The organism is Streptomyces sp. NPDC048603 (genome assembly GCF_043199475.1).
GTDB lineage: Bacteria > Actinomycetota > Actinomycetes > Streptomycetales > Streptomycetaceae > Streptomyces.
The window spans coordinates 63,161-88,587 of sequence record NZ_JBICVY010000009.1; the positions used below are offsets into that span (position 1 = coordinate 63,161).

Annotated in this window: 24 protein-coding genes; 5 read left to right on the forward strand and 19 right to left on the reverse strand. The window is 72.5% G+C overall.

Features of this window, described 5'->3' with window-relative positions; genetic code table 11:
• Nucleotides 1–551 precede the first annotated feature (551 nt).
• The gene (locus tag ACGFQ9_RS22995) at nt 552–1,412 is read right to left on the reverse strand and encodes a helix-turn-helix domain-containing protein (protein WP_393576100.1); all 861 of its coding nucleotides are present in this window, start codon (nt 1,410–1,412) and stop codon (nt 552–554) included.
• Between the two features lie 313 nt (nt 1,413–1,725).
• Between ACGFQ9_RS22995 and ACGFQ9_RS23000 the strand changes: the two genes are divergently transcribed.
• Together ACGFQ9_RS23000 and ACGFQ9_RS23005 are read left to right on the forward strand one after the other, a co-directional pair.
• Nucleotides 1,726–2,352, forward strand: coding sequence for a DinB family protein (locus ACGFQ9_RS23000; protein WP_393576101.1), 627 nt, complete (start codon nt 1,726–1,728; stop codon nt 2,350–2,352).
• On the forward strand, nt 2,349–2,810 hold the full coding sequence (locus ACGFQ9_RS23005; protein ID WP_393576103.1) for a VOC family protein: 462 nt from the start codon (nt 2,349–2,351) through the stop codon (nt 2,808–2,810). Before ACGFQ9_RS23000 ends, ACGFQ9_RS23005 begins: the two co-directional genes overlap by 4 nt.
• A gap of 42 nt (nt 2,811–2,852) precedes the next feature.
• Here the strand turns inward: ACGFQ9_RS23005 and ACGFQ9_RS23010 are convergent, their stop codons facing one another.
• Together ACGFQ9_RS23010 and ACGFQ9_RS23015 are read right to left on the reverse strand one after the other, a co-directional pair.
• Complete coding sequence (locus ACGFQ9_RS23010) at nt 2,853–3,245, reverse strand: peptidase inhibitor family I36 protein (RefSeq protein ID WP_393576105.1); 393 nt, start codon at nt 3,243–3,245, stop codon at nt 2,853–2,855.
• Complete coding sequence (locus tag ACGFQ9_RS23015; RefSeq protein ID WP_393576107.1) at nt 3,242–3,907, reverse strand: hypothetical protein; 666 nt, start codon at nt 3,905–3,907, stop codon at nt 3,242–3,244. Before ACGFQ9_RS23015 ends, ACGFQ9_RS23010 begins: the two co-directional genes overlap by 4 nt.
• A gap of 66 nt (nt 3,908–3,973) precedes the next feature.
• Between ACGFQ9_RS23015 and thpR the strand changes: the two genes are divergently transcribed.
• Nucleotides 3,974–4,561 (forward strand): RNA 2',3'-cyclic phosphodiesterase, encoded by a 588-nt coding sequence (gene thpR, locus ACGFQ9_RS23020; RefSeq protein ID WP_393576109.1) that lies wholly within the window; start codon nt 3,974–3,976, stop codon nt 4,559–4,561.
• Here the strand turns inward: thpR and ACGFQ9_RS23025 are convergent.
• From ACGFQ9_RS23025 to ACGFQ9_RS23100, 16 genes are all read right to left on the reverse strand, one after another.
• The gene (locus ACGFQ9_RS23025) at nt 4,542–6,575 is read right to left on the reverse strand and encodes a PA14 domain-containing protein (RefSeq protein WP_393576110.1); all 2,034 of its coding nucleotides are present in this window, start codon (nt 6,573–6,575) and stop codon (nt 4,542–4,544) included. The genes thpR and ACGFQ9_RS23025 overlap by 20 nt on opposite strands.
• Nucleotides 6,576–6,758: 183 nt before the next feature.
• Nucleotides 6,759–7,196, reverse strand: a complete 438-nt coding sequence (locus ACGFQ9_RS23030) for a DUF6069 family protein (RefSeq protein ID WP_393576112.1) — start codon at nt 7,194–7,196, stop codon at nt 6,759–6,761.
• A gap of 49 nt (nt 7,197–7,245) precedes the next feature.
• On the reverse strand, nt 7,246–8,835 hold the full coding sequence (locus tag ACGFQ9_RS23035) for an FAD-binding oxidoreductase (protein WP_393576114.1): 1,590 nt from the start codon (nt 8,833–8,835) through the stop codon (nt 7,246–7,248).
• 156 nt (nt 8,836–8,991) lie between these two features.
• Nucleotides 8,992–9,732: an NAD-dependent epimerase/dehydratase family protein gene (locus ACGFQ9_RS23040; protein WP_393576115.1), complete on the reverse strand. Its 741-nt coding sequence runs from the start codon at nt 9,730–9,732 to the stop codon at nt 8,992–8,994.
• Between the two features lie 57 nt (nt 9,733–9,789).
• Nucleotides 9,790–10,758 carry an NAD-dependent epimerase/dehydratase family protein gene (locus ACGFQ9_RS23045; RefSeq protein WP_393576116.1) on the reverse strand — a complete coding sequence of 323 codons (969 nt, stop codon included), beginning with the start codon at nt 10,756–10,758 and terminating at the stop codon, nt 9,790–9,792.
• Nucleotides 10,745–11,911, reverse strand: a complete 1,167-nt coding sequence (locus ACGFQ9_RS23050) for a glycosyltransferase (protein WP_393576117.1) — start codon at nt 11,909–11,911, stop codon at nt 10,745–10,747. The genes ACGFQ9_RS23045 and ACGFQ9_RS23050 overlap by 14 nt, the downstream gene beginning before the upstream one ends.
• Before the next feature lie 118 nt (nt 11,912–12,029).
• Nucleotides 12,030–12,602, reverse strand: coding sequence for a dTDP-4-dehydrorhamnose 3,5-epimerase family protein (locus tag ACGFQ9_RS23055; RefSeq protein ID WP_393576118.1), 573 nt, complete (start codon nt 12,600–12,602; stop codon nt 12,030–12,032).
• A gap of 2 nt (nt 12,603–12,604) precedes the next feature.
• A complete protein-coding gene (locus ACGFQ9_RS23060; protein WP_393576120.1) occupies nt 12,605–13,786 on the reverse strand; it encodes a nucleotide disphospho-sugar-binding domain-containing protein in 1,182 nt (393 codons plus the stop codon).
• Between the two features lie 149 nt (nt 13,787–13,935).
• Nucleotides 13,936–15,228: an activator-dependent family glycosyltransferase gene (locus ACGFQ9_RS23065; protein WP_393576121.1), complete on the reverse strand. Its 1,293-nt coding sequence runs from the start codon at nt 15,226–15,228 to the stop codon at nt 13,936–13,938.
• A gap of 24 nt (nt 15,229–15,252) precedes the next feature.
• Entirely contained in the window at nt 15,253–16,545 is a 1,293-nt protein-coding gene (locus ACGFQ9_RS23070) for an MFS transporter (protein ID WP_393576123.1), read from the reverse strand.
• A 22-nt stretch (nt 16,546–16,567) separates the two neighbouring features.
• Nucleotides 16,568–18,643: an SDR family oxidoreductase gene (locus ACGFQ9_RS23075; RefSeq protein ID WP_393576124.1), complete on the reverse strand. Its 2,076-nt coding sequence runs from the start codon at nt 18,641–18,643 to the stop codon at nt 16,568–16,570.
• Nucleotides 18,644–18,646: 3 nt separating this feature from the next.
• Nucleotides 18,647–19,585, reverse strand: a complete 939-nt coding sequence (locus ACGFQ9_RS23080) for an aromatase/cyclase (RefSeq protein ID WP_393576125.1) — start codon at nt 19,583–19,585, stop codon at nt 18,647–18,649.
• Between the two features lie 155 nt (nt 19,586–19,740).
• Nucleotides 19,741–20,010: a phosphopantetheine-binding protein gene (locus tag ACGFQ9_RS23085; protein WP_393576127.1), complete on the reverse strand. Its 270-nt coding sequence runs from the start codon at nt 20,008–20,010 to the stop codon at nt 19,741–19,743.
• A 64-nt stretch (nt 20,011–20,074) separates the two neighbouring features.
• Nucleotides 20,075–20,401 carry a TcmI family type II polyketide cyclase gene (locus ACGFQ9_RS23090; protein WP_393576129.1) on the reverse strand — a complete coding sequence of 109 codons (327 nt, stop codon included), beginning with the start codon at nt 20,399–20,401 and terminating at the stop codon, nt 20,075–20,077.
• A gap of 13 nt (nt 20,402–20,414) precedes the next feature.
• The gene (locus tag ACGFQ9_RS23095; protein WP_393576130.1) at nt 20,415–21,899 is read right to left on the reverse strand and encodes an FAD-dependent monooxygenase; all 1,485 of its coding nucleotides are present in this window, start codon (nt 21,897–21,899) and stop codon (nt 20,415–20,417) included.
• A 375-nt stretch (nt 21,900–22,274) separates the two neighbouring features.
• The gene (locus tag ACGFQ9_RS23100; RefSeq protein WP_393576132.1) at nt 22,275–23,015 is read right to left on the reverse strand and encodes a TetR/AcrR family transcriptional regulator; all 741 of its coding nucleotides are present in this window, start codon (nt 23,013–23,015) and stop codon (nt 22,275–22,277) included.
• 124 nt (nt 23,016–23,139) lie between these two features.
• On the opposite strand from ACGFQ9_RS23100, the gene ACGFQ9_RS23105 reads away from it, so the two are divergent.
• Together ACGFQ9_RS23105 and ACGFQ9_RS23110 are read left to right on the forward strand one after the other, a co-directional pair.
• A complete protein-coding gene (locus ACGFQ9_RS23105; protein WP_393576133.1) occupies nt 23,140–23,739 on the forward strand; it encodes an NADPH-dependent FMN reductase in 600 nt (199 codons plus the stop codon).
• 26 nt (nt 23,740–23,765) lie between these two features.
• On the forward strand, nt 23,766–25,424 hold the full coding sequence (locus ACGFQ9_RS23110) for an MDR family MFS transporter (RefSeq protein WP_393576135.1): 1,659 nt from the start codon (nt 23,766–23,768) through the stop codon (nt 25,422–25,424).
• The last annotated feature ends 3 nt before the right edge of the window (nt 25,425–25,427 follow it).

Sequence of the window (25,427 nt, forward strand, 5' to 3'; positions counted from 1 at the left end):
CACCCAGGGCAGCAACCGACGATCCGCCGATCCGCCGTGCCGACGCGCGGTTGCGCTCCCGTCCGCCACGCCGAGACGCCGGACCGCCCACTAAAATCGGAAATTATTATGATTCAGCAGAGTGCTGCACATGGCTGCAATGAGAGGGTGGGGCATAACTCTGCATATGCCGCTGCGTTATGTCGGAATGTTGCTGACTGCTCGTCCGCGACCCCACTGCTCCACATCCGTCATGGGAAGGGATCCGCTGTGACAGACGTATGGGTGAAGCTCATGCCGATCTGTGCCGCACTGGGTGTGTTCGGCACCGCATGGGCATCGTCCGGGGTGGGCCGAATGTGGCACAGGGACGTCCTCGAGCTGAGGCGCCGACAACGCCTCAGGGACGTCCTGGACCGGAATGCGAATGCCCCCTGGCTCTCCCCCCGGGAAGTCCCGGCGGCTGCCGCGCCGGCGCGAGAGCCCTCCGGCGGTGCGATGTGTGCTGCCTGCGGAGCCCTGTCCGGTCGGGAAGGCGGTGTTCCCGGCTGAGCATCGGCACTGCCCGCCGCTCACGAGCAGCGGGTATGGATCCGGTTGGTATCGCGGATGAACCGGCGGCTCTGTTCGGGGCCGAGTGCCTGTGCTTGGAGGTGGTCGTACATGAGCTGGTAGGACTGGCGGTCCGCGGGCTTCTCCAAGTAGAGGTCGCTCGTGAAGCGCTCCAGGTACACGACTCCCGCGTCGCTGTCGGGGAAGGTCAGGATGGAGAACTGCCCCAGGACACCGGGGTGGGCTCCTGCGGTGTGCGGGACGATCTGTACGGTGATGTGCGGCTGCGTGCTGAGGAGGCTCAGATGCTCCAGCTGTTCGCGCATGACGTCGGCGGAGCCGACGGCACGGTGTAACGCCGACTCGTCCAGGACGACCCATAAACGGAGGGGGCGGGCGGGGTGGTGGGCGCGGTGCTGGCGCCGCAGCCGCACGTCGAGACGGATGGCGGCCTGCTCGGCCGTGATGTGAGGGTTCGTTTCCTCGATGACCGCGGCGGCGTAGGCGGGGGTCTGCAGCAGGCCGGCGATCAGCAGTGGCTCGTACGCGTGGATGGAAGCGGCCTCCGTCTCCATCCCGACGAACACGCTGTAGGGGACGTCGCCGTACGCGACCCACCAGCCCTGCCTGCCGGACTCCTTCGCCATCCTCATCATCGAGGCGACGAGCACCTGGTCGGTGACCCCGTAGAGCTCACACAGATCACGCACGTCACGGGGGTTGATGGCGCGACGGCCCGTCTCCATCAGACTGATCTTGGATTGGGAGACCAGCAGCTGACCTGCCACCTGCTGGGACGTCATACCTGCCGCACGACGCATCCGGCGGAGTTCCGCGCCCAGGCGCAGCCTTCTGACGGTGGGGCTTGCGTTCACCGCCATGGGCGGTCTACCTCCAACTACAGGACCTCATGCAGAAGTGCACAGCCCAAGGCCGAAGCGTCAAAGGCATTCTGCATGCCTGAACCGACGAGGAGCATACCCGGATTGCGAAGATCACCTGTCCGGCCCAACAGGCAGTTCATCCCCTGCTCCAGGCCCGCACCCCCGCGACCCGCCGGACCCGGCTCGACAAGGCCCTCCGTACGCTCACCGCCGGGGACACCGCCCCGGGCTGATGCCGCTCGGCAGGAGCCGCCACACCGGTGGAGGCCGCGGGCCCGCTTCCGGGCGCTCGGGATGTCAGGGTGGGGTCGTGGATGCGGAGGAGCCCGGTGGGCCCGATGAGGCGACCGGTACGACCAGTGCGCTCGACTGGAACCGGACCGTGCGTGACCAGTGGGAGTTCCACTGGGAGCACCAGCTGCGCGACCGGCTCGACGGGCTGGGGGACGACGAGTACTTCTGGTCGCCGGTACCGGATGCCTGGAGCGTACGGCCGCGGGGTGCTTCGACCGCGCCCGTGCAGGCCGGCGCCGGGGACTTCACCATCGACTACGCCTACCCCGAACCGGTCCCCGCGCCCTTCACCACCATCGCCTGGCGGCTCGGCCACGTCATCGTCGGCGTGCTCGCCATGCGCAACGCGGCGCACTTCGGCGCCCCGCCGGCGTCGTACGACACCTGGGAGTACGCCGGCAGCGCGGCGACCGCGCTCGACCAGCTCCGGGCCCAGCTCGACGTCTGGCTGGCCGGGGTGCGGGCTCTGGGCGAGGCCGGGCTGCGGGTCCCGGTCGGTGCGAAGGAGCCCTACCCGGATCGGCCGATGGCCGATCTGGTGCTGCACGTCCACCGCGAGCTGATCCACCACCTGGCCGAGGTCTGCCTGCTGCGGGACCTCCACCTGCACACGCATGCGCACACGAACGGAGCTAGCAGATGAGCCGCCACTTCCAGGTGACCTTCGACGCCCGTGACCCGCGGGCGCTGTCGGCCTTCTGGCGCGAGGCGCTGGGCTACGAGTACCCGGCCCCGCCCGGCGTCGAGCTGCCCGAGGGCGCCGACCCGCTGGCCGCCTGGGACGAGTTCCTGGAGCGGGCCGGCGTACCGGAGGACCAGCGCAACGCGGCCTCGGCGCTGGAGGACCCGGACGGGAGCGGACCCCGGGTGCTGTTCCAGCGGGTGCCGGAGGACAAGACGGCCAAGAACCGGGTCCACCTCGACGTCCGTGCGGCACCCGGACTGGAGGGGGAGGAGCGGATGGCGGCGCTGGAGGCCGCGTGCGGCCGCCTCGTCGCGCTCGGCGCGACGAGGCTGGGCCGCTTCGAACCCGCTCCCCCGATGAGCTACGGCTTCATCGTGATGGCCGACCCGGAGGGCAACGAGTTCTGCCTGGACTGACCCGGGGCCCGGGGGTGGGCCCCGGGTGGGCCCGGGGGTGGGTCAGCAGCTCATGGACCAGGTGTGGGAGTCGCCGTCGTCGTTCGCGGCGCCGTTGTAGTTGACCTCCTGGCCGGGGGTGAGGCAGAGGGTCATGTGGCCGCCCTGGCCCGCGCTGGAGAAGACCTTCACATGGTCCTTGATGCCCGGGCCGGAGATGCCGTGGTTGGCCCAGGAGGAGTCCGCGTCGGCGATGAAGCTCTCCCACCAGCCGTCGTCGCCGGACCAGTTGGCGCGCTGGCCCTTGTAGTCGGCGTGCTCCCAGGCGCAGAACTCTCCGCTGGGGCAGTCGGCGGCGCCGGCCGGGGCGGCCGCGGCGAGGCCGCCGGTGAGGGCGAGGAACGCGGCGGCGGCGGTGAGCAGCTTGCTCTTCTTCAGCGGGTTCAGCGGGTTCATGACGGGGCGGGGCCCTTCCGGTGGGGGGTGGGGTGCTCGGCCGGCAGCCCGGCCGCGCGGTGCAGCGCGCGGTCGCGCAGCCGGTCGTAGGTGGCGATCTCCGCGCGGTGCGCGGCGCGGACCTCGGCGAGCCGGGCGGGCTCCAGCCGGGCGCGGAGTTCCGCCAGGCCGCTGGCGTCGATGCAGCGGGTGTCCCGGTCGGCGCAGGCCGTGCGACGGGCGAGTGCGGCCCGGTACCCGGGGTCCTCGCCGAGCCGGGCCTGGGCCTCGGGGCGCAGGTTGTTGACGGTGACCTCGGCGCGGAACCAGCGGGCCTGGTCGCCGTAGAGGAAGCGGTGGGCCTCGGCCAGGCAGCCGTCGGTGTGTGCGCGGACGGTGTATCCGGTGGCGAGGGTGACCGAGAGCTCGGCGGGTCCGGTGCCGAACAGCACATCCTCGCGCGGCGGCGGTCCGGCGGCGTGGCGGGCCGTCATGCAGCGGTCCACCAGGACCTGCTGAGCGGCCTTGATCAGGTCGCTGCGGCCCCGCTCCGACGTGGGCAGTGAGGGGGAACGCCGCTCCGGTGCGCAGCCGCCGGCGAGCAGGGCAGCCAGCAGAACGGCCGGCACGGCGGCCGCCGCCGTCCGGCCTGTCGCCCGCCCCCGGGCAGTGCTGATCCCCACGCCCCACAAACGATCAAGGGGGGCCGAGGTCACGGGTGTGGGCGCCGGTGGTGTACGAAGGGCGGTGTGACCGATCAGAGCCGTGCCGCCACCGTCCGCGTGTTCATAGCGCTTGCGCCGCCCGACGAGGCGAAGGAGGAGCTGGAGCGGGCGCTCGGGCCCGCGTACGAGGCGTACCCGCGCATGCGGTGGAACCGGATCGAGGACTGGCACATCACCCTGGCGTTCCTCGGCGAGCTGCCCTCCGCGGTGGTGCCGGCGCTGCGGCAGCCGCTGGCGGAGCTCGCGGCCGCGCGCGGGCCCGTGGAGCTGGCGCTGCGGGGCGGTGGGCACTTCGACGACCGGGTGCTGTGGACCGGGATCGACGGGGACCTCGACGGGCTGCACCGGCTGGCCACCGACGTCAGGGCGGTGGTGCGGGAGTGCGGCATCGAGTTCGAGGAGCGGCCCCTGCGGCCGCATCTGACGCTGGCCCGGGCCCGCCGCGACGACCCCACCAGTGTGGTGGAGGCCGCGGCGGGGCTCGCCGGGTTCACCGGCCGTCTGTGGCGGGCCGAACGCCTGCACCTGGTCGGCAGCAACTTCGGGCGCGGACCGGGTCCGATCCGCTACCGCGACATCGAGGCCTGGGGTTTCAGCGCGGCTGCAGGATGACCCAGTCGCCGGACGTCCCGGTCTCCGTGCCGTCGGCGCGGATCGCGGTCACGCGGTAGAAGTGGGTGGTGCCGGTGCGGGCCGTGGTGTCGGTGTACGCGGTGGGGGACGCTGCCGAGGTCTGCGCCAGCTTCTCGTACGCCTTGGTGGCCGGGTTCCAGCGGTCGACGCGGTAGGCGGTGGCGCCGTCGGCGGCTCCGGCGGGGTTCCAGGTGAGTTCCACGGCCTTGCCGTCGGTGCTCGGTTCGGCGTTCACGCCGAGCGGGCCGCCCTGCGGGGTCTCGACGGAGGGGGTCAGGTCGAGCTCGGTGGCGGTGACCACGTGGGCGTTGCCGGTCCACCGGAAGCTGGAGTTGCCGTTGGTGTCGATGGCGTCGACGAAGTAGCAGCCCTGGTCTCCGTCCGGGAGGACCGGGCGGACGTAGGTGGTCGTCTCCGGGCCCAGGTAGGCGATGACGCCGGCCGAGCAGACCTGTTCGCCTTCGTCGCCGAGGAGGCTTCCGGCGTAGAGCTCGTAGCGCTTGAGGTCGGGAGCGGTGACCGGGTTCCACTTCAGCACGATGCCGTACTCGGTGGCGGTCGCCGTCAGGCCGGTCACGGCCGGCGGCGGGGTGCGGTCCTCGTACAGGGAGGTGACGGTGGCGGTGTTCGAGGGTGCGGTGCGGAAGTCCCGGTCGCCGACGCCCACCACGACGTAGTGGTACTTGGTCTGCGAGGCGACGCCCGTGGTGGTGCAGGTGTACTGGATCCGGCCGTCCGGGAGCCTGTCGGACAGCGGGGTGCACCCCGCCGGCTCGCCTGTCGTGGACACCGGGAGCGTGGTGGACCGGTGGACGCGGAAGCCCGTGTGGGTGCCGTCCGTGTTCGGGTCGGTCTTCCAGGTCAGGGTGATCTCGCCGGGACGGGTCGCGGTCGCGGTGAGCTCCCGTACCGGTGCCGGGGCGCGCTTAGCCCGCACCCACGCGCTGTACGGGGAGACCCGGCCGGCCCCGTCGACGGCGGCGACCTGGTAGTCGTGCTGCTGGGAGCGGGCCACGGTGGTGTCGGTGAACCGGGTGCCGGTCACGGTGCCGACCGTGGCGGTGTCCATGCGGCGCACCTGGTAGCGGACGGCGCCGGGGACGGGCTTCCAGGTGAGGGTGATGCCGGTGTCCTCGCCGCGGGCGGTGACGCCGGCCGGGGCGGTCACGGCGACGGTGGGCAGCGGGGCGGCCGCTCCGGCGTCGGAGGTGTTGCCGGCCTTGTCGAAGGCCCGGACCGTGTAGTGGTACGTGCGTCCGGCGGTGGGCGGCACTTCGGCGTGGCCGGTGGCGCTCGTGGGCAGCGTCTTCACCAGGGTGGTCGTGGTACTGCCGTCGAGGCGGCGGTAGACCCGGTAGCCGGCCAGGTCCATTTCCTTGTTCGCGGCCCACGACACCTTCGCCCGGGCGGTGGCGTGGTCGAGGACGGCCGCGACCCGGGCCGGGGCGAGCGGCTTGACCTTGTCGTCGGCGGCCGAGGTGCGGGGCACGTAGGAGAACGAGGCGTTGGCCGGGCCGGTCCAGTTGACGAAGTCGATGCGCAGGGTGTGCCTGCCGGACGGGACGGTCACGTTCACCGTCTTCGTCTGGGTGGTGGTGACGTCCTTCCACAGGTCGGTCTTGCGGACGCCGTCGAGGTGGACGCGGATGCCGTCGCGGGCGGCGACGGTGAAGGTGAAGGGCCCGCCGGAGCCGAAGTCGCGGGTCAGGGACCAGCGGACGCCGAACTTGTCGGCGGGAAGGCCGGCGGCGGGCGCGCCGCTCCAGGTCTCGTTCACCGCGCTGTCGCAGTCGGTCTTCTTCGCGGTGCCGGAGAAGGTGGTGTTGGCGAAGAACTGGCGGGTGAACTGGGTGCCGGTGCAGGCCGTGCCCGCGGCCGCGGCCGTGGGGGCGGCGGCGCCGGCGGCGGTGAGGAGACCTGCGGTGGTGGCGGCCACGGTGCAGGCGGCGGTGGTACGGAGGGTGCGCGGCAGGGCGCGCGGGGGTCTGGTCACGGAGGTCAACCCTGGGCTCGTTGCGGCGGACGGAAGAGGTGCGGCCGTCCGAGCATGTGGGGCTGATCATCCGGCAGAGCGGGACTCTACTGCCAGGTAGCGGAGTGGTACAGGCGGGGGCCCGCGCGTACGGTCCCCGGGCCCGGCGGGGGCCTGGGGACCGTACGCGGTGGGTGGTGCGGGTCAGGCGTGGGAGCGGCGGACCGCCTCCAGGGTGGCCACGGCCGCGGCGCCGACGAGGAGGTGCATCACGGCCAGGGTGACGCCCGTGCCGGTGTCGGTGTCGCCGGTCAGGGGGCCGATGGCCGAGAGGACCGCGAGGGCACCGGCCACGATCTGGGCGACCCGCAGGAAGACCGGCTTCCAGCGGGCCAGCAGTACGGCGACGCCGACGCCGACGAGCAGCGGGACGATGGAGGCGAAGAGGACGTCGGGGGCGCCGACCTCGTCGTCCTTGCCGTTGAGCTTCAGGACCAGGGAGGCGCCGGCGGCGTCGGCGATGAGCAGCACGATCAGGTTGACGACCGCGGTGATGACGGCGGCGCCGAGCAGGGTCTGCCAGGTGCGGATCCGTCGTCGGCCGCCGGCCAGGGGGGCCGCGGCTACGTCGGTGTCGGTCATGGGGGCCTCCGGTGAGTGGTGGGGCTTTCGGCGGCTTTCGGCGGGCCGGTCAGGAAGGGTTCAGGGACAGGCCGTGCCGGAAGACGTTCTGGGGGTCGTAGGTGTTCTTGACCTGCTGCAGCCGGGGGTGGTTGCCCTTGTAGAGGAGCGTGTACCAGGGCACGCCGGAGGCGTTCTGGTACGGGTCCTTCATGTCCACGTCGGGGTAGTTGATGTAGCCGCCGTCCTGCTGGTCGTTGGGGACGGGGAAGCCTCCGGTGGCGGCGTGGACGGCCTTCCGCAGGTTGCGGATCCAGTTGACCTCGGTCTCGTCCTGGGCCGGATCGGGCCAGTTGTTCGAGTACCAGAGCTTGAAGATGGAGTCGCGCTGCGGAATCGCCGTGGCGGAGGACGCGACAGTGTTGATCCTGCAGCCGTAGGCCGCCAGGTACACCAGTCCGACGCCCTGGTGGCTCTGGTCGGTGAGGGCGCGGTGGACCGCGCCGATCTGGGTCGTGGTGAGCGGCTTGCGCAGGTGGCCGCCCATCGACTTGTGGCGGGTGTACGGGCCGTAGCTCGGGGTCGGATCGAGGGCGATCTCCAGCCAGCTGCCCTCCTTGATGTCGACGGTCGGCTCGATGCCGACGCCGGCGTTGACCGCGCGGATGTAGTCGTCGTGCAGCCGCGGGGTGTCGGGCAGGGTCGAATCCATGCGGATCTCCAGCTTGACCGTGCCCACGATCGAGGAGTTCAGCTGGAGCGAGCTGTGCATGGTGGCGTACACGGAGTCGGGTCCGCTGTTCGCCGCGTGCCAGGCTCCGTGGTTCTGCACCAGGCGGGTGAAGGTGGCCTCGTTGAGCTGCGCCCAGGGCCAGGACACCACGGTCTTGCGGACCCGTGCGGGCGGCTTGGGGAGCAGCGAGGAGGGGCCGCCACCGGCTCCGGGGGTGCGGAACCAGAACTTCGTGACGATGCCGAACTGGCCGCCGCCGCCACCGGTGTGCGCCCACCACAGCTCGCGGTGCGGGTCGTTGTCGCGCCGGGTGGCGACGATGGTCCGGGCCCGGCCGCGGTCGGCGACGACCACCTCTATGGCGTACAGGTGGTCCGAGGAGAGGCCGTACCGGCGGGACAGCGGGCCGTAGCCCCCGCCGGTGACGTGGCCCGCCACGCCGACCTCCGGGCAGACACCGCCGGGGACGGTGACGCCCCAGCCTTCGTAGAGGGCCTTGTACACCTCACCGAGGCGGGCGCCGGCCTGGACGGCGAAGGCGTTCATCGCGGGGTCGAAGGAGATGCCCTTCATCTCCGAGGTGTCGACGAGGATGCGGAACTGCGGGTCGTCGACCAGGCCGTCGAAGCAGTGGCCGCCGCTGCGGACGGTGATGCGCTGGTTCCTGGTGATCGCCTGGCTGACCGCCTTCTCGACGTGGGCGGCGCAGTGCACCAGCCATATCTCGTCGGGGGTGGCGTGGAAGCGGCTGTTGTGGCCGCGCTCGGCGAGCTCGGTGTAGCGGGCGTCACCTGGTCTGACAATGACCGCCGGTGCGGGCGCCTCCTCGACGGCGTGGGCGGCCGTGGGGAGCGACAGGCCGGAGAAGCCCGCCGTGGCACCTGCGACCGCTACCGCGGAGCCCAGAAACCTGCGTCGCGAAACCATGTGGAGCACCTGCCTGTTCGTGTGAATTCCGGAGGGGATGTGCCGTGACGCACGTGTGCCGGGCGCGGCTTTCAGCCAACCAGGCTCCGCCGGGCACCGGTCCGGGCTTGACGTCGACCTGACAGGGGCCTTGCACACCTGCGCGTTCCTGGGGCTTCAGACGCCGACTGCCGTGAAGTCGTCGAGGATGCGGCGGTAGTAGGCCGGGCCGAATCCCATGGCCTCGACCTGCGGGACGAGGGTGCGCAGCTTCTCGATGGAGATGGTGTGCCGGCCGCCCGCGTCCTGGTACTCGTAGCGCGCCTCCAGGCCGAGGCGGAGGCGCAGGTGGTCGACGATCTCCTCGACGGGAACGGCGTGGCCGGAGGCCACGTTGACCGTTTCCGTGCGCAGGCCCAGCGCGAGCAGCCGGTCGACGACGGTGACCACGTCGGCGACGTCGATGAGGTCGCGGGCCGCGCCCCGGTGGATGCTCACGACGCCGCGGCGCAACTGCCGTACGAGGGTGGGCAGCAGCTGGTGGTCCGGCTGGTCCGGGCCGACGAGGTGGCCCAGGCGCAGGATCAGGTGGTCGGCGCCGGAGTCGCGCAGCCGCTCCTCCAGCAGGACCTTGTGCGCGCCGTACGGGGTGCAGGGCGTGACCGGGGTGTCCTCGCGGCCGGGGCCTTCGGCCAGGCCGTACATGCCGGTGGCGGCGGTCGAGAAGAACAGCAGCCGCCGGCCGTCGGCCCGGCAGCGCCGGGCGGTGTCCCGGACCAGCGCGGCTTCCCGGGCGAAGTCGGCGTCGGAGGTGCCGCTCGCCCAGGAGACCCCGGCCGCCAGTGCCACGGTGTCGGGGTGGCTCTGGGCCAGGGGGCGCAGGTTCCGGGCCAGAAATCCGTTTCCCACAATGTCCATGCGTCGTCCTGCTCTCGGGAGGAAGGTGACTGCTCGGGCGGCGGTGCCGGTGACTGCTCAGGCAGCCGTGCCGGGCTGCGGGACCACCGCCGCGAGCAGGTCGCGGAGGGATGCGTCGAGGTCGCGCCGGGGCCGCCAGCCCAGGAGGCGGCCGGCCAGGGAGACGTCCAGGCACTGCCGGTCCACGTCGGTGCGGTGCGCGGGTGCCGCCGCCTCCTCGGTCACCGGGACCGGCAGGCCGCTGAGGGCGACCATCCGGTCGATCAGCTGCCGCATCGGGACGGCCTCGCCGCGGCCCACGTTGATGACCCGGCCGGCGACCCCGGCCCCGGCGGTGGCGGCGGCCAGTACGGCGTCCACGGCGTCGGCCGTGTCCACCAGGTCGCGGGCCGCGCGCAGCGGGGGGAGGCGGAGCGGGTCGGCCCGTTCGCCGCGGGCGAGCGCCCGGGCGGCCCCGCCGAGGTGGGCGGCGACCTTGCCGAAGAGGCTGCCCTCGGGGACCCCGGGGCCGATGACGTTGGCGAGCCGGAGGACCACGCCGTCCAGGCCGCGGTCGCGGGCGGCGCTCAGCACGGCCCGGGTGCCCAGCAGTTTGGTGCGCCCGTACGGGGTGACCGGGGCGGGCTCGTGGTCCTCGGGGGTGGGGGCACCGGGGGCGCCCGCACCGTATTCGTGGACGCTGCCGAGCTGGATCAGCCGGGGCCGGGCGTCCGGGAGGGCGGCGAGGGCGGTGACGACGCGGTCGACGAGCGCGTGGTTGCCGGCGGCCATCTGGGCCTCGTCGGCCCGCCAGGCCCGGCCGGCCGCGTTGACCACCACGTCCGCGCGGGTGCGGGCGAGGAAGGCGGTGATGTCCGGCGTCGGAGCGGCCAGCAGGTCGAGGCCGTGCGGTCCGCTGCGGGACACCGGGTGAACGGTGGCTCCGGCCGCGGTGAACGCCTCTGCGATGTGGCGGCCGAGGAAGCCCGCGCCGCCGAGGACGACGACGGAGAGTCCGGCCGGGTCCCGCCGGTCAGGAGTGCGCACGGCCGGCTCCCGGTGCTGCGGCGAGGTCCTCCAGGGCGGTGACCAGGGTGGCGGGCGCGGGCATGTCCGCGATCTCGCGGGAGAGTGCGCGGGCCCGTTCCCGGTAGCTGCCGTCGGACAGCAGGGTCCGGCAGGAGTCCGCGATCCGCTCGGCCGTGTCCTCGCCGGGCAGCAGGGTGATCGCCGCCCCTTGGTCGGCGACCCGGCGGGCCGGGACCTCCAGGACCGAGCCCTTGGGGATGAGCAGCTGGGGTACGCCCGCGTCGAGCCCGGTCAGGGTGCTGACGCCGCCCGCGTGGTGGATGAGTACGTCGCAGGTGCGCGCGACGAAGTCCAGCGGCACCCAGCCGGCCCGGACCTCGGGAAGTTCGGCGCGGAGGGCGTCGGCCACTTCGTCGGGCGCGGCGACGATCAGTTCCACGTCCCAGGCGGCGACGTCCTTGGCGAGCCCGCGCAGGAACTCGAAGTTCCTGTCGTAGCTCTCCCTGGCGACCCGGCTGCCCGAGGTCACCAGGACCCGGGGGCGGTCCCCCCGGCCGTACATCCAGGGTTCCAGCCGGCGCTGCTTGTTCACCGGGACGTGGCGCATCATCCGGGCGGGCGCGGCGTGCGCCGGGCGCAGGCTCGGCGGGCAGATGTCGATGAACAGGTCCGGGTCCGGCAGCCTGTCCAGGCCCAGTGCGGTGAGTTCCGGGCGGAGTTCGGCGTCGGCGCCGGGGTGGATGCCGTCGGCGTCGATGGCGTCCCAGGCCTGCCGGACGTGGGGTACGCCCAGGTGGAGGGCGAGCAGCGGGGCGACGTAGCACATGGTGCCGCCGACGACGACGTCCGGCCGCCAGGAGCGGCAGAACTCCAGCATGCGCGGGAGGGTCTCGGCGGCCATGCGGGCGAACCAGCGTCCGGTGAACAGGGCCTGCTCGACGGGGTCGGTGGGGATCGACTCGGGGTTGCCGTCCCGGTCGGTGGTGATGAAGTGCCGGATCGGCCGGCCGGTGGTGGCGACCGCGGACAGCCCCACTCCGGTGATGACGGGGGTCATGTCCTCGTTGGCGGCCATGACGACCTGGTGGCCGGCGTTGCGGGCGGCGGTGGCCAGCGGTGCCAGGGCGAATACGGTGGCCGGGCTTCCGGCGGCGACGAACAGGATCCTCACGGTCTCGCTGCCCTTTCGGATACGCGGGTTCGGGTACGGGTGGTCATGGGGCGGGGGGCGGCGTCATGGCGGGGGGCGGCGTCATGGCGGGGCCGCTTCATGGCGCGGGTGCGGCTGCTCACGCGCGCGGGAATCCGGAGAGGATTCCGGCCGCCAGGGCCTCGGCCACGCTGGGGGCGTTCGCGTCCTTCTCCGAGATCAGCGGCTCGGACGGGCAGTTCCAGGGCAGGTCGAGGTCGGGGTCCAGCGGGTTGATGTCGATCTGGGTGCCGGGCACGAAGGTGCTGGAGACCACGTAGCAGATGCAGGCGTCGTCGGTGAGCGCGAGGAATCCGTGCCCGACGCCCTCGGGCACGTACACGGAGCGGCCCGAGGCCGCGTCGAGTTCGCTGACCTGGTGGCGGCCGAAGGTGGGGGAGCCGACGCGCAGGTCCACGACGATGTCGCGGAGGGCGCCGCGGACGCAGGTGACGAGCTTGGCCTGGCCTGGCGGGATGCTGACGCTGTGGATGCCGCGCAGCGTGTGCCGCTTGGACACCGAGTAGTTGATCTGCCGGGGCTGGAAGGGGATTCCGGCGACCCGCTCCAGTTCGTCGGTGCGCAGGGCCTCGTAGAACGAGCCGCGCTCGTCGCGCAGGTGGCGGGGGGTGATCAGGTACGTGCCGGGGATGCTCATTTCCTCGATGCGCACCGTCACTCCGCCTTTCCGGCCAGTTCCTCGAGGTCCGCCGCGACGCGGGCGGGCGGCGGCATCCGGTGCATGTCCGCGGCGAGTGCGCGCGCGGCCTCCCGGTGGCCGGGGTTCGACAGCAGTTCGTCCAGCGCTTCCCGGATCAGCGCCGGGTCGTCCTGCTCGGCGGCCGTGTCGTGGCGCAGGCCCGCGCCGGTCGCGGCGAGCCGGTCGGCGACGGGGAAGTGGTCGGCGAGCTGCGGCAGGACGAGCTGGGGCAGTCCGAAGGCGGTGGCGGTCATCGCGGTGCCGGCGCCGCCGTGGTGGACCATCACGTCGCAGGTGTCGAGGAACAGGTGCAGCGGCAGCGGGTCGATCAGGCGTACGCGTTCGGGCAGCGGTCCGATCTCCGTCCGGTACGGCTCGCCGACGGTCGCGAGGATCTCCGTGCCGGGGATCCCCCCGAGCGCGTACAGCAGCCCTCGGGTGAAGGGGACGCCGTGCAGGGCGAGGGTGTTGCCGAGGGAGACGGCCACCCTGCGCATCCCCGCCGGGCGGCCCGAGAGGCTCTCCTCCCGGAGCCAGCCCGGCGTCCGGGCGCCGCCGCCGAACGGCACGTACCGGATGGGCCGTCCCGGTTCGGCGCCGGGCAGCTGCAGGGCGGGCGGGCACGGGTCCAGCAGCAGGGTCGGGTCGGGCAGGCCGGGCAGGCCGAGGGCCGCGCACAGCTCGCCGGCATCGGGCCGGACCGTCCGGCGCGCCGGCCCCGAGATGGCGTCCACGGCCCACCGGTGGTGCACGACGGGGACGTCGAGCAGGGCTCCGATGACCAGGGAGCAGTACTCCAGCGGGTCGGCAAGGATCAGCTGGGGCCGGAAGGCGCGGGCGTGGTCGATGTACTGGTCGAGCACCGAGACGGCATGCGCCATCCAGACCTTGCCGTAGCCGCCGACGGTGTGGGGGGCGGGCCGCGGTCTGGCCTGCAGCGGCCGCTGGTCCGCGGGGAGGCCGCGCAGCAGCATGGCGTCGCCGTCGAAGTCCTCGCCCACGCAGGTCGCGGTGAGTCCGGCTGCCCGTACGACGCCGAGTACGTCGGGCTGGCCGAGGACCGTCACCTCGTGGCCCGCCGCGCGCAGTGCCCAGGCCAGGGGGACCAGGGGCATCAAGTGCGTCGGTGACGGGGTGGAGATCACGAGTACGCGCATCTGACAGGGGTCCTTTCGGGGCCGTGCGGAATTGCCGTGGGAAGTGGCCGTGCGGCCCGGGATGCGCGGGCGGGGTGCGGTTGCCGGGCGGGGTGTCCCGGTGTGCCCACCTCCCCCGGACTCCGTCCGGGCCCACACCGGGGGCCGGGTCAGCCACGGTGTTCGGCGGTGAGGCGTTCCAGGAGGGGGACGATGTCCTTGGGCGCGGGGGCGGCGAGCATGTCCTCGTGGAGCGCGCGGGCGCCGTCGCGGAAGACGGGCTCCTCCAGCAGCCGGACCAGCTCCCGGTGCGCCGTGGTGACGTCGAAGCCGTCCGGCGGGATGGACAGGCCGGCGCCGCGGCTGACCACGTACCGGGCGGTGACCATCTCGTCCCACATCGGCAGCGGGACCACCAGCTGCGGCACCCGGAAGGCGACGGCCGCGGCGAAGGTGCCCCCGCCGCCGTGGTGGATGATCGCCGAGCTGCTGGGCAGCAGCTGGTTGAGCGGCACGTACTCGACGGTGCGGACGTTGTCCGGGACCGTGCCGACGGCGGCGAGCTGCTCGCCGTTCAGGGTGGCGACGAGCTCCAGGTCGAGGTCGGCCACGGAGTCGAAGAACTCGCGCAGGGGGAAGCCGCTGTACTTGCCGAAGATCTTGCGGCGGCTCATGCCCAGGGTGAGCACGGCGCGCGGGCGCTCCGGCGGCGTGTGCAGCCACCGGGGCAGCGCGGTCGCGCCGTTGTACGGGACGCGGCGCACCGGTACGTACGTCAGGTCCTGCCGGCGGCCCATCCGGGACGGGGTCAGGTCCAGGCTGAACCGGCCGAGCAGCATCTCCTCGGAGTACTCCAGGCCGTAGCGCTCCAGCAGCGGCTCCAGCCAGGCCACCCACGGGTCCCCGGACGGGCCGTCGGCCGCTTCGGCCGCTTCGGCGCGGCTGCGGGAGCGGATCAGGGCGATGTTGTCGGCACCCCACAGCACCCGGGCGTGCGCGGCACCGCAGGCGCGTGCCGCGATCGGTCCGTGCAGGGCGAGGGGGTCCCACAGGACGAGGTCCGGGCGCCAGGCGCGGGCGAAGTCGACGAGGTTGTCGACGACCGGCCGTCGTCCGTCGGGGCCCGGATCCACCGGGTAGTACAGGGAGAACAGGCCGCCGAGGATGCCGCGGGTGACCCGCCAGGCGTTCTCGTCCGGGTCCTCCGGGTCGAGCGCCAGCGTGGGCCGGTCCGGCTTGACGTCGCCGCTGTGGGGGCGCAGTGCCGCGGGCAGTTCGTCCTTGGAGCCGAGGGACAGGGCGGTGAGACCGGCGGCGGTGATGTTCCCGATGAGGTCCGGTTCGACGGCGCCTTCGTGGGTGGCCACGACGACCTCGTGCCCGGCGCTCTGCAGCGCCCAGGCGAGCGGGATGACGGGGTAGAGGTGGGCCGTCGACGGGAAGAGGGTGAAGAGGACGCGCAAGGGAACGTCTCCGTTCGTCGTTCGTCAGGTGGCGCCCCGGCCCGCACGGGCTCCGGTGAGGGCGACGAGCAGGCTGACGGCTGAGACCGAGGTGAGCAGGAGCAGCGCGGGCCGGTAGGCGGTGCCGTCGGCGCCGAGCAGTGCCGCGACGACGGGCAGGACGGCCGCGGCGCCGAGCTGGACGGCGGTCTGGTAGACCGGCACCGCCCGGCCCCGCCGCGCGGCCGGGATCCCGGAGGTGGCCTGCATGTTCAGGGCGGCGAAGGACAGCACGAAGCCGGCCTCGACGAGCAGCAGGGCCGGCAGCACCCCGGTGGCGTACGCGCGGGGCGTGCCGAGGAGGGTGTGCACGGCGCAGCCGAGGGCCGCGGCGAGCATGCCGGCCGTGATCAGCCGGTCGGTGCCGAAGCGGGCGACCATGCGGGGGGCGTGGGGCAGCGAGACCGCCAGCGGCAGACAGGCCGGCAGCAGGGCGAGCGCCGTCTGCCAGGAGTTCCAGCCGCGTTCGTTGTGGAGCTGGAAGGTGACGAGGAGGAGCAAGCCGAGGTAGGTGCCGTTGAGGCAGGCCGCGCAGACGGCGGAGCGAACGAACGCGCCGTTGCGCAGGAGGGCCGCACGGCCTCCGGGGTCACGGCCTCCGGGGTCACTGCCTCCGGGGTCACGGCCCCCGGGGTCACGGCCCCCGGGGTCACGGCCGTCCGGGATGAGCCGGACGGCGAACACCAGCAGGACCAGGGCGGCCGGCGCCGGGAGGACGAGGTCCCAGCGCCAGCTCAGCCCGGTGAGGACGCCGGAGGCCAGCAGACCGGCGGTGAACCCGGCCGCCCCGAAGAGGGAGTAGACGGACACGGCGCGGCGCTGCTCGTCCCCTTCGCGGAACGCGGTGCTGATGATCGCGAGTCCGGTGGGGGCGGTGAGTGCGGCGCACATGCCCTTGACCACGCGGGTCAGCACCAGCACGGCCGGGCCGTCGGCCAGCCCGCCGGCCGCCGAGGCGAGCACGAAGACGAGCAGTGCCGCGAGGTAGACGCGGCGCCGCCCCCACCGGGCGGTGATCCTGGGGCCCAGGAGCAGCAGCGCCGCGAACCCCAGCGCGAATCCGCTCATCACCCACTGGGTGTTCCAGGGGGACAGGCCGAGATCGCCGCCGATGGCGGGCAGCGCGACCAGCAGCACCGACACCTCCAGGGCGTCGATGAGCATGTTCCCGGCCAGGACCAGCAGGAGCGCCCGGTGACGGGAATTGCCGGGGCGGGAAGTGCCGGGGCGGGTGGTCCCGGCGCGGGTCGTGCCGGGGCGGGTGGTGAGCTTCGTCATCGGTTCGTCGTCCGCCGTGGGTTCAGCCGCCGAGCAGGGTGCCGCCGCTGGCGTCCAGGTAGGCACCGGTGATCCAGCGGGAGTCGTCGCCGGCGAGGAAGGCCACGACGTCGGCCACGTCCCTGGCCTCCCCGACCCGGTTGAAGGCCGAGTAGCCGGCCATCTGGGCGACCGCCTCCGCGTTGTCGAAGATCGGGGACCCGTTGTTGGTGATGCCGGGGCCGACGCTGTTGACGGTGATGTTCCGGGGGCCGAGGTGCTTGGCGTAGTGGAGGGTGAGCTGGTCGACGGCGCCCTTGGTCATCGCGTACGCCACTTCCATCGGGTTGGCGACGCGGGTGAGCCCGGAGGAGATGTTGATGATGCGTCCGCCGTCGGGCATGAGGCGCAGGGCCCGCTGCACAAGGAAGAACGGTGCCTTGGCATTGACGGCGAAGAGCCGGTCGAACTGCTCCGGGGTGGTCTCCTCGGGGGCGATGCCGCCCATCACCCCGGCGTTGTTCACCAGGATGTCGAGGGTGGTGTCACCGGTGCGCTCCTTCAGGCCCGCTTCGAGGCCCAGGAAGAGCTCGTGGACGTCGCCGGGGACGCCCAGTTCGGCCAGTACGGGGAAGGCCCGGCCGCCTTCCTTCTCGATGGCGGCCACGGTCTCGTCGGCCGCCTCGCGGTTGCCCGAGCAGTGCACCGCGACCAGCGCGCCCTCGCGGGCCAGCCGGAGCGCCGTCGCACGTCCGATGCCTCGGGTGGAGCCGGTGACGAGCGCGGTCTTGCCCGCGAGGTTCCCCATGGTGGTCCTCCTGTGCGTGGTGGGGTGAGGGGTGATGCGGTGGTCGCCGGGTGCGCCGCCCTCGCGCCGGCCGGACGGGTCCTGGCCGGGCCCGTGGCGGCCGGCTTCGTCGTGGCCGGGGCCGGGGTGGCCGGGCCACGGGCTGTCCAGGCCGCTGACCACGCCGGCGAGGTGGCGCCGGGCGGCCACGGACTGCAGCAGCTCCGCGAACACGGTCCGCAGCGGCTCGGTTTCCGGACCGCCGAACATCAGGTGGGCCTGGGCCTCGATGTGGCGGAGCACCCGGGCCGCCACCGGATGCCGTACGGAGTGGTACGTGTCGAGCAGTGCGTCGCCGGCCCGGCCGGTGATCCGTGCGGCGAGCTTGCGGCCGAGGTCGGCAGCGTCCTGGAGGCCGAGGTTGAGGGCCTGACCGCCGACCGGCAGCTGGGCGTGCGCGGCGTCGCCGGCGAGGAAGACCCGGCCCTTGCGGTAAGTGGCCGCCTGCCGGGAGGTGTTGTGGAAGGCGTTGATCCAGACCGCCTCGGCGCCGCTGATGTCCTCGCCGGTGACGTGCGCCCAGACCCTGCAGACCTCGGCGAAGCCGGGGTCACTGCGGTCGCCGGGGGTACGGCCGTAGGCGTGCACCATGATGCGGGTGGTCCCGTCCGGGCCGCGCCGGGCGTTGGCCACCCCGTTCGGGTGCCGCTCGAAGCGGCGGTCGGGGATCTCGATGCCCCTCAGGTCCGCGCGGAGCAGCTCCTTGGTGGGGCCGGTCCCGGGGAACCCGAAGCCGGCCAGCCGCCGTACCGTGCTCTGTTCCCCGTCGCAGCCGACCAGGTACGAGGCGCTCAGCCGGAGCCGCTCCCCGGTGGGTGCGGCGACGGCCACGTGCACCCGGTCCGGTGTGTCCACCACACCGGTGACGGTGTGTCCGCGCCGCAGATCGGCGCCCAGTCCGACGGCCCGGTCCTGCAGGACCGCCTCGACGCGGGTCTGCGGTGCCTTCCACTGGCCGGCGTACGGGCTCGGGCCGGCCGCCGTCAGGTCCAGCGGGAGGCCGCCGAAGTGGCCGGGGCCGGCGTCCGGCGGCGGTCCCAGCCGGTCGAGCAGGTCCCGTTCGTGCAGGATCTCCATGGTCCGGGCGTGCAGCACGGACGCCCTGGACTCGGTGGTGGGTTCGGTGAGCTGCTCCAGTACGGTCACCCGGGCGCCGCCGGTGCGGAGTTCCCCGGCGAGCATCAGCCCGACGGGTCCCGCACCGACGACGATCACGTCCGTGTCCGCCTCCGGGGTCCTGGCGTCCGAGCCGTCCCTCTCGGTGGTGGGCATCGCTCAGCGCCGCGCTTCCGCGTACTCCTTGGCGTGGCCGAGGGTGGCGCGGCTGTTGGTGCCCAGGGCGTTGCGGATGAACTCGCGGGCCTCCGGGATGCCGGCGTCCTCGCCGAGGATCCCGGTGATGTTCTCGGTGTTGAGGATCACCGTGTGCTGGGAGGTGGCTGTGGTGACGCCGTCGTCCCCTTCGTCCAGCTGCCAGTAGCCGGTGTGCAGGTTCATCAGGGCCGGCAGGGTGGTCTGCTTGTACGCGATCCGGTGGTGCGGGAAGCACACCCGGACCGATTCGGTGGTGTGCACGGATCCGTCCTTGGTGAGCGTGTCCATGCGCAGCACCTGCAGGCCGGGGGTGTCCTCGGTCAGCCGGACCTCCTTGACGTGCGGGAGCCTCTCGCTCCACAGCCCGGCCTCGTTGATGAAGTCGTAGACGTCCTTGGCCGAGCCGTTGATCGTCACGCTGTCCTCGAAGGAGAGCGTGAGTTCGGCCGCCGAGCTGACCCGCTCGACGTTGCTCTTCAGGGAGGCCAGTTCGGAGCGGCTGTTGCGGTCGACCGCCTGGTCGATCCAGGCCAGCTTCTCGGGGTCGTCGCCCTCGGCCCGGTAGTCGTGCAGCAGCCGTACCCGTGAGGCGCCGTCGCCGGCGGACTCGATGATCCAGGTGCCGCCCATGGCGGCGACGGGCGGCGCGGACCGCTCCTGCCTGAAGGTGATCCGCAGGGCCTCCGGGTCCAGGGTGCGGCGCGAGGTCCAGTCCTTGGCCTCGCCGTTCGCGGTGGCCCAGATCCGGATGCGCTCCTCGCGTCCGTCGCCCTCGAGTCGTTCGACGTAGACGGACGGGGGGAAGATGAGCGGCCAGTTCTCGACGTCCGCGATCAGGCGGTACACCTCGGTGGCGGGCGCCTCGATGGTGATCTCGTGCTCGACCTCGCGCACGGTCATCCTTGTCTCCTTGTCCTCGTCTTCGTCTGCTCTGTGGGATGCGTCTGCGGTCCGGCGTCGCGGGGGGGGTGTGCGGGCCGGACGCCGCTGCCCGCCGTGCGGGGGGAGGGCACGGCGGGCAGCGGAAAGCCGCCGGGGCGGCTGTCGGGGGTGGCTCAGCCGACCTGGACGGGCACCAGGAGGGCGTTGACGGCCTCGATCAGGGCGCGCGGGGTGGTCGCGTCGGTCACCGTGTCGTCGTCCAGGGTGATGCCGAACTCGCGCTCGATCCGGCCGCCGGTCTCCAGCATCGCGAGGGACTCGTAGCCCAGTGCCTCGAACTCGGTGTCCAGGATGTCGCCGTCCAGGTCGACGTCCTCGTCGGTGCCGGCGCCCTCGCGGAGGATGCGCTTGAGGTCGTCGAAGGTGAACTCTCGGGCAGTCATGGCGTGGCTGTCCTTTCGTCGCTCTTGCAGGGTGTGGGGGTGGTCGGCCGGCCGGGCCGCGCGGTCAGAGCGCGGTCCAGTGGTAGAAGCGCTCCGCCATGGCGTCGGCGGGCGACCGCCAGGTCGCGGGGTCGTAGGCGCCGATGAACGGCTTGAGGTCCTCGCTGATGCCGGCGAACCGGGGGTCCGTCTTGGCCTCCTCGATCCGTTCGCCGCCGTCCTCCCCGTCGAAGTCCTGGAGGTGGAAGTAGAGCCCGCGGTACGAGAAGAGCTGGCGCCGCCGGGTTCCCATGCGGTGCGGCATCTCCGAGGAGTCGAACTCGCCGAAGAGACGCGCCACGTCCTGGGCCGAGCGGGGCTCCATGCGGGCCACGATCAACGTGCTGTGCATCCGGTTCTCCTTGTCATGCCTGCCGGGCGCGGGCGGGGCCGAACCACCGCTCCAGTGCCATGGGCAGGTCGTGGTGGCTGCCGGGCGCGGCCCACGCCACGTGTCCGTCGGGTCGCACGAGGAGGGCCGAGGTGCCCGCGAGCGGGCCGTCTGCGAGGACCCCGTGCGGGGCGGCGGTCACGATGTCGATGCGGGAGGACCAGTCGGCAGCCCGGTCACGGAGGACGGCGTTGTCCTCCAGGTCGAGGAGCAGGCCGCGCCCGGAGCGCAGCAGTTCGGTGCTGCTGGTCTTGCGCTTCTCGCCGACCAGTTCCAGGTGCGGCATGCGCCGCCCGAGCAGCGGGTGGCCGCCGCCGCCGACGTCGTAGCGGATCTCCAGGCCGCTGACCATGGCGGCCAGGTGCCGGCTGACGTCCTCGTAGCGGACGAGCTCGGCGAGCACCGCGCGCAGCGGCTGGAGCTCCGGGCCGCCGAGGAAGAGCAGGCCCTGGGCCTTGGTGTTCACCATCAGCCGCCGGCCGACGGCGTGCCGCTCGTCGTGGTAGGTGTCGAGCAGGGCCTCGGGGGCGGTGCCGCGGACCACCGAGGCGAGCTTCCAGCCCAGGTTGACCGCGTCCTGGATGCCGGTGTTCATGCCCTGGCCGCCGGCCGGCAGGTGGATGTGCGCGGAGTCGCCGGCGAGCAGGACGCGGCCCCGGCGGTACTCGGTGGCCAGCCGGGTCGCGTCGCCGAACGCGCTGACCCACTCGTGTTCGGCGTGCGAGATGTCGATGCCGGTGATCCGCTCCCAGGCCGCGGCGACCTCCGCGTAGGTGGGGGCTTCGGTCCGGCGGCGGGGCGGGGTGCCGAGCTCGCAGACGATGATGCGGGTGTACCCGCCGTCGCCGAGGGGGCCGCACATGACCATGCCGCGGTCGTTGGTCTCGCCGATCAGGCGCGGTTCCAGGTCGACGCCCTTGATGTCGGCGAGGTACATCTCCAGGGTGGCGGCGGTTCCGGGGAACTCGAAGCCGGCCGCCTTGCGGACCGCGCTGCGGCCGCCGTCGCAGCCGACGAGATAGGGGGCGGTGAGCCGGTGGCGGCCGTCGGGGCCGCTGACCTCTACCTCGACGTGGTCGCCGTGGTCCTTGAGACCGAGCAGTTCGTGGCCGCGGCGGATGTCGGCGCCCAGTTCCCGCACCCAGCCTTCGAGCATCGTCTCGGTGGCCGACTGGGGCACGGTCTTGGCCGCCTGGTGAATGCTGTCGAGAACGCCGAAGTCGACGGGAATTCCGCCGAAGTGACCGGCATTGCTGGACCCCATCTCACCGAAGCGGTGCAACAGTCCGCGCTGGTCGAATATTTCCATCGTGCGGGTGGTGAAGCCCAGTCCGCGGGATTCCCCGGTGCGCTGTTCCAGGCGGTCCAGCACGATGACGTCGACTCCGGCGAGCCGCAGTTCCGCGGCGAGCGTCAGCCCCGTGGGGCCCGCGCCGGCGACTATGACTGATGCATCCATGAACGTGCCCTCCGGAAAAACGGAATGATCACAGGAACGCAGCGACGTGGGCGTAGGGCGGGCGCGGCGCGGGAACGTCCGGTCTTCCTCCGGGGCCGGCGGCACGCGCGTCGACGGAGTCGATTCGCCGAATCACCGAATCACCGGCCCGCTCGATTCAATTCATCGGCGAATCGGCACAGTGCTGCGAAAACTAGTGATCAGCATCTTCGGACGATCGGCAACTGTCAAGATCAATTCCTCGGGGGAACGACAGGTCCGTGTCAAGCAATTGTCAAACAATGAGAACGGGCCCCGCCTTGGGCGGGGCCCGTTCCCTTCGCGAGCGGAACTCGAGGTCCGCTCCAGCGATATGGGTTCAACTCGCGGTATGGATCAGATTTTCAGCCGGGCGGCGATTCCGTCGAGAACACAGTCGAGTCCGGTCTCGAACTGCCACTGCAGGTCGTCCTTGTGCGCTGCCTCTCCGATGTAGCGCTCGTACCCCGGATAGCGCCCGCTGCCCATGAGCCAGGTCATCCGCGGCGCCAGTCCGGTGCGCGTCTCCTGGTGGGTGGACCAGCCCTGCACCCGCATCAGCTGGTACAGCCCGATCTCCGAGTCCACGGCGCCTTGCACGTACGCGGTGACGGTGTGGTGGACCGCCATCATCGCGTCGGCGTCCAGGCCCAGGCCGTCGAGGGCTGCCAGGGCGGCCTCCGGCACGGCCAGCTGGTGGGGCGTCGGCCCGCACCAGGCCGCCCGCGTCACCCACGGGTGCTTGAGCAGCACGGTGCGGATGCGCAGGGCGAGCGTCCGCATGGTCTCCCGCCAGCCGTCCGCGCCGTCGGGGAGCTCCAGCTCCCCGTACACGGAGTCGACCATCAGCTCCAGCAGCTCGTCCTTGCCGGTGACGTATCGGTACGCGGCCATGGGCGCGACGCCCAGTTCGCCGGCCAGCCGCCGCATGGTGACGGCGTCGAGGCCCTCCGCGTCGGCGATCCCGACGCCCGCGGCGGCGATGCGCGCGGGGGTCAGTGTGTTGCGGGGGGTGGGCGCAGGGCGTTCCAGGCGCTCCCACAGGGAGGGCTGCGTCTGGTCCTCGCGCTGCTCGTGGCGTTCCTGCTGCGCCGGCATGGTCGGGCTCCTCCCCGGTGGCTTCTGTGTGTACAGCGTATCAGTAGTGGACACTGTACGCAGAGATGTGTACGTTGTATTCCAACAGATACGACGTACACAACGAGAATCCGGAGGTCCTGCCATGGACAAGCCGAACGACACTCCCCTGCGGATCGCGGTCATCCTCGGCAGCACGCGGGACGGGCGGTTCGGTCCCGTCGTGGCCAAGTGGCTGCTCGAGCACACCGCTCAGCGTGCGGACATGACCGTCGACCTCGTCGACCTGGTGGAAACCCCACTGCCCACCGTCTTCCCCGCCTTCGGCCAAGGGCTGCCCGACGAGGCCATGGCGCAGATCGCCGCGGTGTCGCCGAGGATCGCGGAGGCCGACGCCTTCGTCATCGTCACCCCGGAGTACAACCACAGCTTCCCGGCGCCCCTGAAGAACGCCATCGACTGGCACAACGAGCAGTGGCACGCCAAGCCGGTGGCCTTCGTCTCCTACGGCGGCGTCTCCGGCGGCCTGCGCGCCGTCGAGCAGCTGCGGGTGGTCCTCGCCGAGGTCCACGCGACCACGATCCGCAACACCGTCAGCTTCCACAACTACGGCGAGAAGTTCGACGCGGACGGCCGGATGACCGACCCCGGCGCCGACGCCGCCGCCAAGGCCATGCTCGACCAGCTGGCCTGGTGGGGCCACGCCCTCCGGGACGCCAAGAGCGTCCGCCCCTACGCCGCCTGACGCCCACTCCTGCCTTGGGGGCAGCGATGAACCAGCACAGCACCGCGGACCCGTCCGCTCCGGTCCGGCCGGACCTGCCGCGCCTGGGAGTCTTCGGACTCATGCTCGGCATCTTCCTGGCGACGCTCGACGGGCAGATCGTCAGTACCGCCCTGCCCACGATCGTGGGTGACCTGGGAGGCCTCGACCAGTTCTCCTGGGCGGTCACGGCCTACCTGCTCACGATGGCCGCGGCCACCCCGATCTGGGGCAAGCTCGGCGACCTCTACGGCGGCAAGGGCGCCTACTTGTCCTCCGTGGCCGTGTTCCTGGCCGGGTCGGTGCTGTGCGGGCTGGCCCAGGACATGGGACAGCTCATCGCCTTCCGTGCCCTGCAGGGGCTTGGCGCGGGCGGACTCATGGTCGGCGCGCTCTCGGTCATCGGTGTCCTGGTGCCCCCGCAGGAACGCGGCCGGATCCAGTCGATGGTCGGCGTGATGCTGCCGGTCGCCTTCGTCGGCGGGCCGCTGCTCGGCGGGTTCATCACCGACTACGCCGACTGGCGCTGGGCGTTCTACGTGAACGTGCCCGTCGGCGCGGTCGCCCTGCTGGCGGTCGGCAAGGGCGTGCAGCTGCGCACCGAACGGCGCAAGGGGCAGGTCGACTACCTCGGCGCGGCCCTGCTGACCATCGGCATCCTGGCGCTCACGCTGCTGGCCACCTGGGCCGGCACCGAGTACGCCTGGGCCTCCCCGCAGATCATCGGACTCGGCGTACTGACCGCCGTGGCCCTGGCCTGGTTCGCCCGGGTGGAACAGCGCGCGGCGGAGCCGATCACGCCGCCCCGGCTCTTCCGGAGCCGGGACTTCACCCTCGCCCAGGTCCTGAGCTTCCTCGTCGGCGCGGTCCTGATCGCCGTGGTGAACTACCTGCCGCAGTACATGCAGTTCGTCCACGGCACCTCGTCCACGGCCAGCGGCATGCTGATCCTCCCCCTGATGCTCGGCATGCTGGCGGCACAGCTGACCACCGGACGGATCATGGACCGCGGCGACCGGAACAACCGCTTCCTGCCCGCCGTCGGCAGCGCCGTGATGGTCACCGGCGCACTCCTGCTGCTCCTGCTGGACGCGGACACCGGCCTCCTCCTCTCCTCGGCGCTCACCCTGGTCGTCGGTGTCGGAACCGGCGTCCTCATGCAGGCCACCCTGCTGACCACGATGAACAGTGCCGACCCCCGCGACATGGGCGCCGCCACCGGAACCGTCACCCTGGTGCGCACCATCGGCGGCTCCCTGGGGGTCGCGGTCCTCGGCGCCGTGCACGCCGGCCGCATGGGCGACGTACTCGGCGACCGGCTCGGAGACGGTGCGGACCGGCTGACCGCAGGCGGCGAACTGACCCCGGCCCTGCTGAAGGACATGCCCGCCGCCGTCCGCGACGCCTTCCAGGAGGCCGTCAGCACCGGCCTGCACGGTGTCGTCGCCGGGGCCGCGGCCCTCTCCGTGATCGCGTTCGCCGTCTCCTGGTTCGCGGGGGCCCGGCAGGCCGGCCCCGCGGCCGGCGGGGCCGGGGCCGAAGGCGACGCCGAAGCCGACGCCGACGCCGACGCCGACGGCCAAGGCGGAGGCGAGGGCAAGGGCCGGGGCGAAAGCCCTGCGGCCGCCGGGGCCGGCGGCCCCGTGAGCACCCGGCCCGGGCACTGACGC

Bases quoted from the DNA above. Each gene is read 5' to 3' on its own strand.
- ACGFQ9_RS22995 (WP_393576100.1), bottom strand. From the start codon at position 1,412: ATGGCGGTGAACGCAAGCCCCACCGTCAGAAGGCTGCGCCTGGGCGCG.
- ACGFQ9_RS23005 (WP_393576103.1), top strand. From the start codon at position 2,349: ATGAGCCGCCACTTCCAGGTGACCTTCGACGCCCGTGACCCGCGGGCG.
- ACGFQ9_RS23010 (WP_393576105.1), bottom strand. From the start codon at position 3,245: ATGAACCCGCTGAACCCGCTGAAGAAGAGCAAGCTGCTCACCGCCGCC.
- ACGFQ9_RS23030 (WP_393576112.1), bottom strand. From the start codon at position 7,196: ATGACCGACACCGACGTAGCCGCGGCCCCCCTGGCCGGCGGCCGACGA.
- ACGFQ9_RS23035 (WP_393576114.1), bottom strand. From the start codon at position 8,835: ATGGTTTCGCGACGCAGGTTTCTGGGCTCCGCGGTAGCGGTCGCAGGT.
- ACGFQ9_RS23040 (WP_393576115.1), bottom strand. From the start codon at position 9,732: ATGGACATTGTGGGAAACGGATTTCTGGCCCGGAACCTGCGCCCCCTG.
- ACGFQ9_RS23060 (WP_393576120.1), bottom strand. From the start codon at position 13,786: ATGCGCGTACTCGTGATCTCCACCCCGTCACCGACGCACTTGATGCCC.
- ACGFQ9_RS23070 (WP_393576123.1), bottom strand. From the start codon at position 16,545: ATGACGAAGCTCACCACCCGCCCCGGCACGACCCGCGCCGGGACCACC.
- ACGFQ9_RS23075 (WP_393576124.1), bottom strand. From the start codon at position 18,643: ATGCCCACCACCGAGAGGGACGGCTCGGACGCCAGGACCCCGGAGGCG.
- ACGFQ9_RS23080 (WP_393576125.1), bottom strand. From the start codon at position 19,585: ATGACCGTGCGCGAGGTCGAGCACGAGATCACCATCGAGGCGCCCGCC.
- ACGFQ9_RS23085 (WP_393576127.1), bottom strand. From the start codon at position 20,010: ATGACTGCCCGAGAGTTCACCTTCGACGACCTCAAGCGCATCCTCCGC.
- ACGFQ9_RS23090 (WP_393576129.1), bottom strand. From the start codon at position 20,401: ATGCACAGCACGTTGATCGTGGCCCGCATGGAGCCCCGCTCGGCCCAG.
- ACGFQ9_RS23095 (WP_393576130.1), bottom strand. From the start codon at position 21,899: ATGGATGCATCAGTCATAGTCGCCGGCGCGGGCCCCACGGGGCTGACG.
- ACGFQ9_RS23100 (WP_393576132.1), bottom strand. From the start codon at position 23,015: ATGCCGGCGCAGCAGGAACGCCACGAGCAGCGCGAGGACCAGACGCAG.
- ACGFQ9_RS23105 (WP_393576133.1), top strand. From the start codon at position 23,140: ATGGACAAGCCGAACGACACTCCCCTGCGGATCGCGGTCATCCTCGGC.
- ACGFQ9_RS23110 (WP_393576135.1), top strand. From the start codon at position 23,766: ATGAACCAGCACAGCACCGCGGACCCGTCCGCTCCGGTCCGGCCGGAC.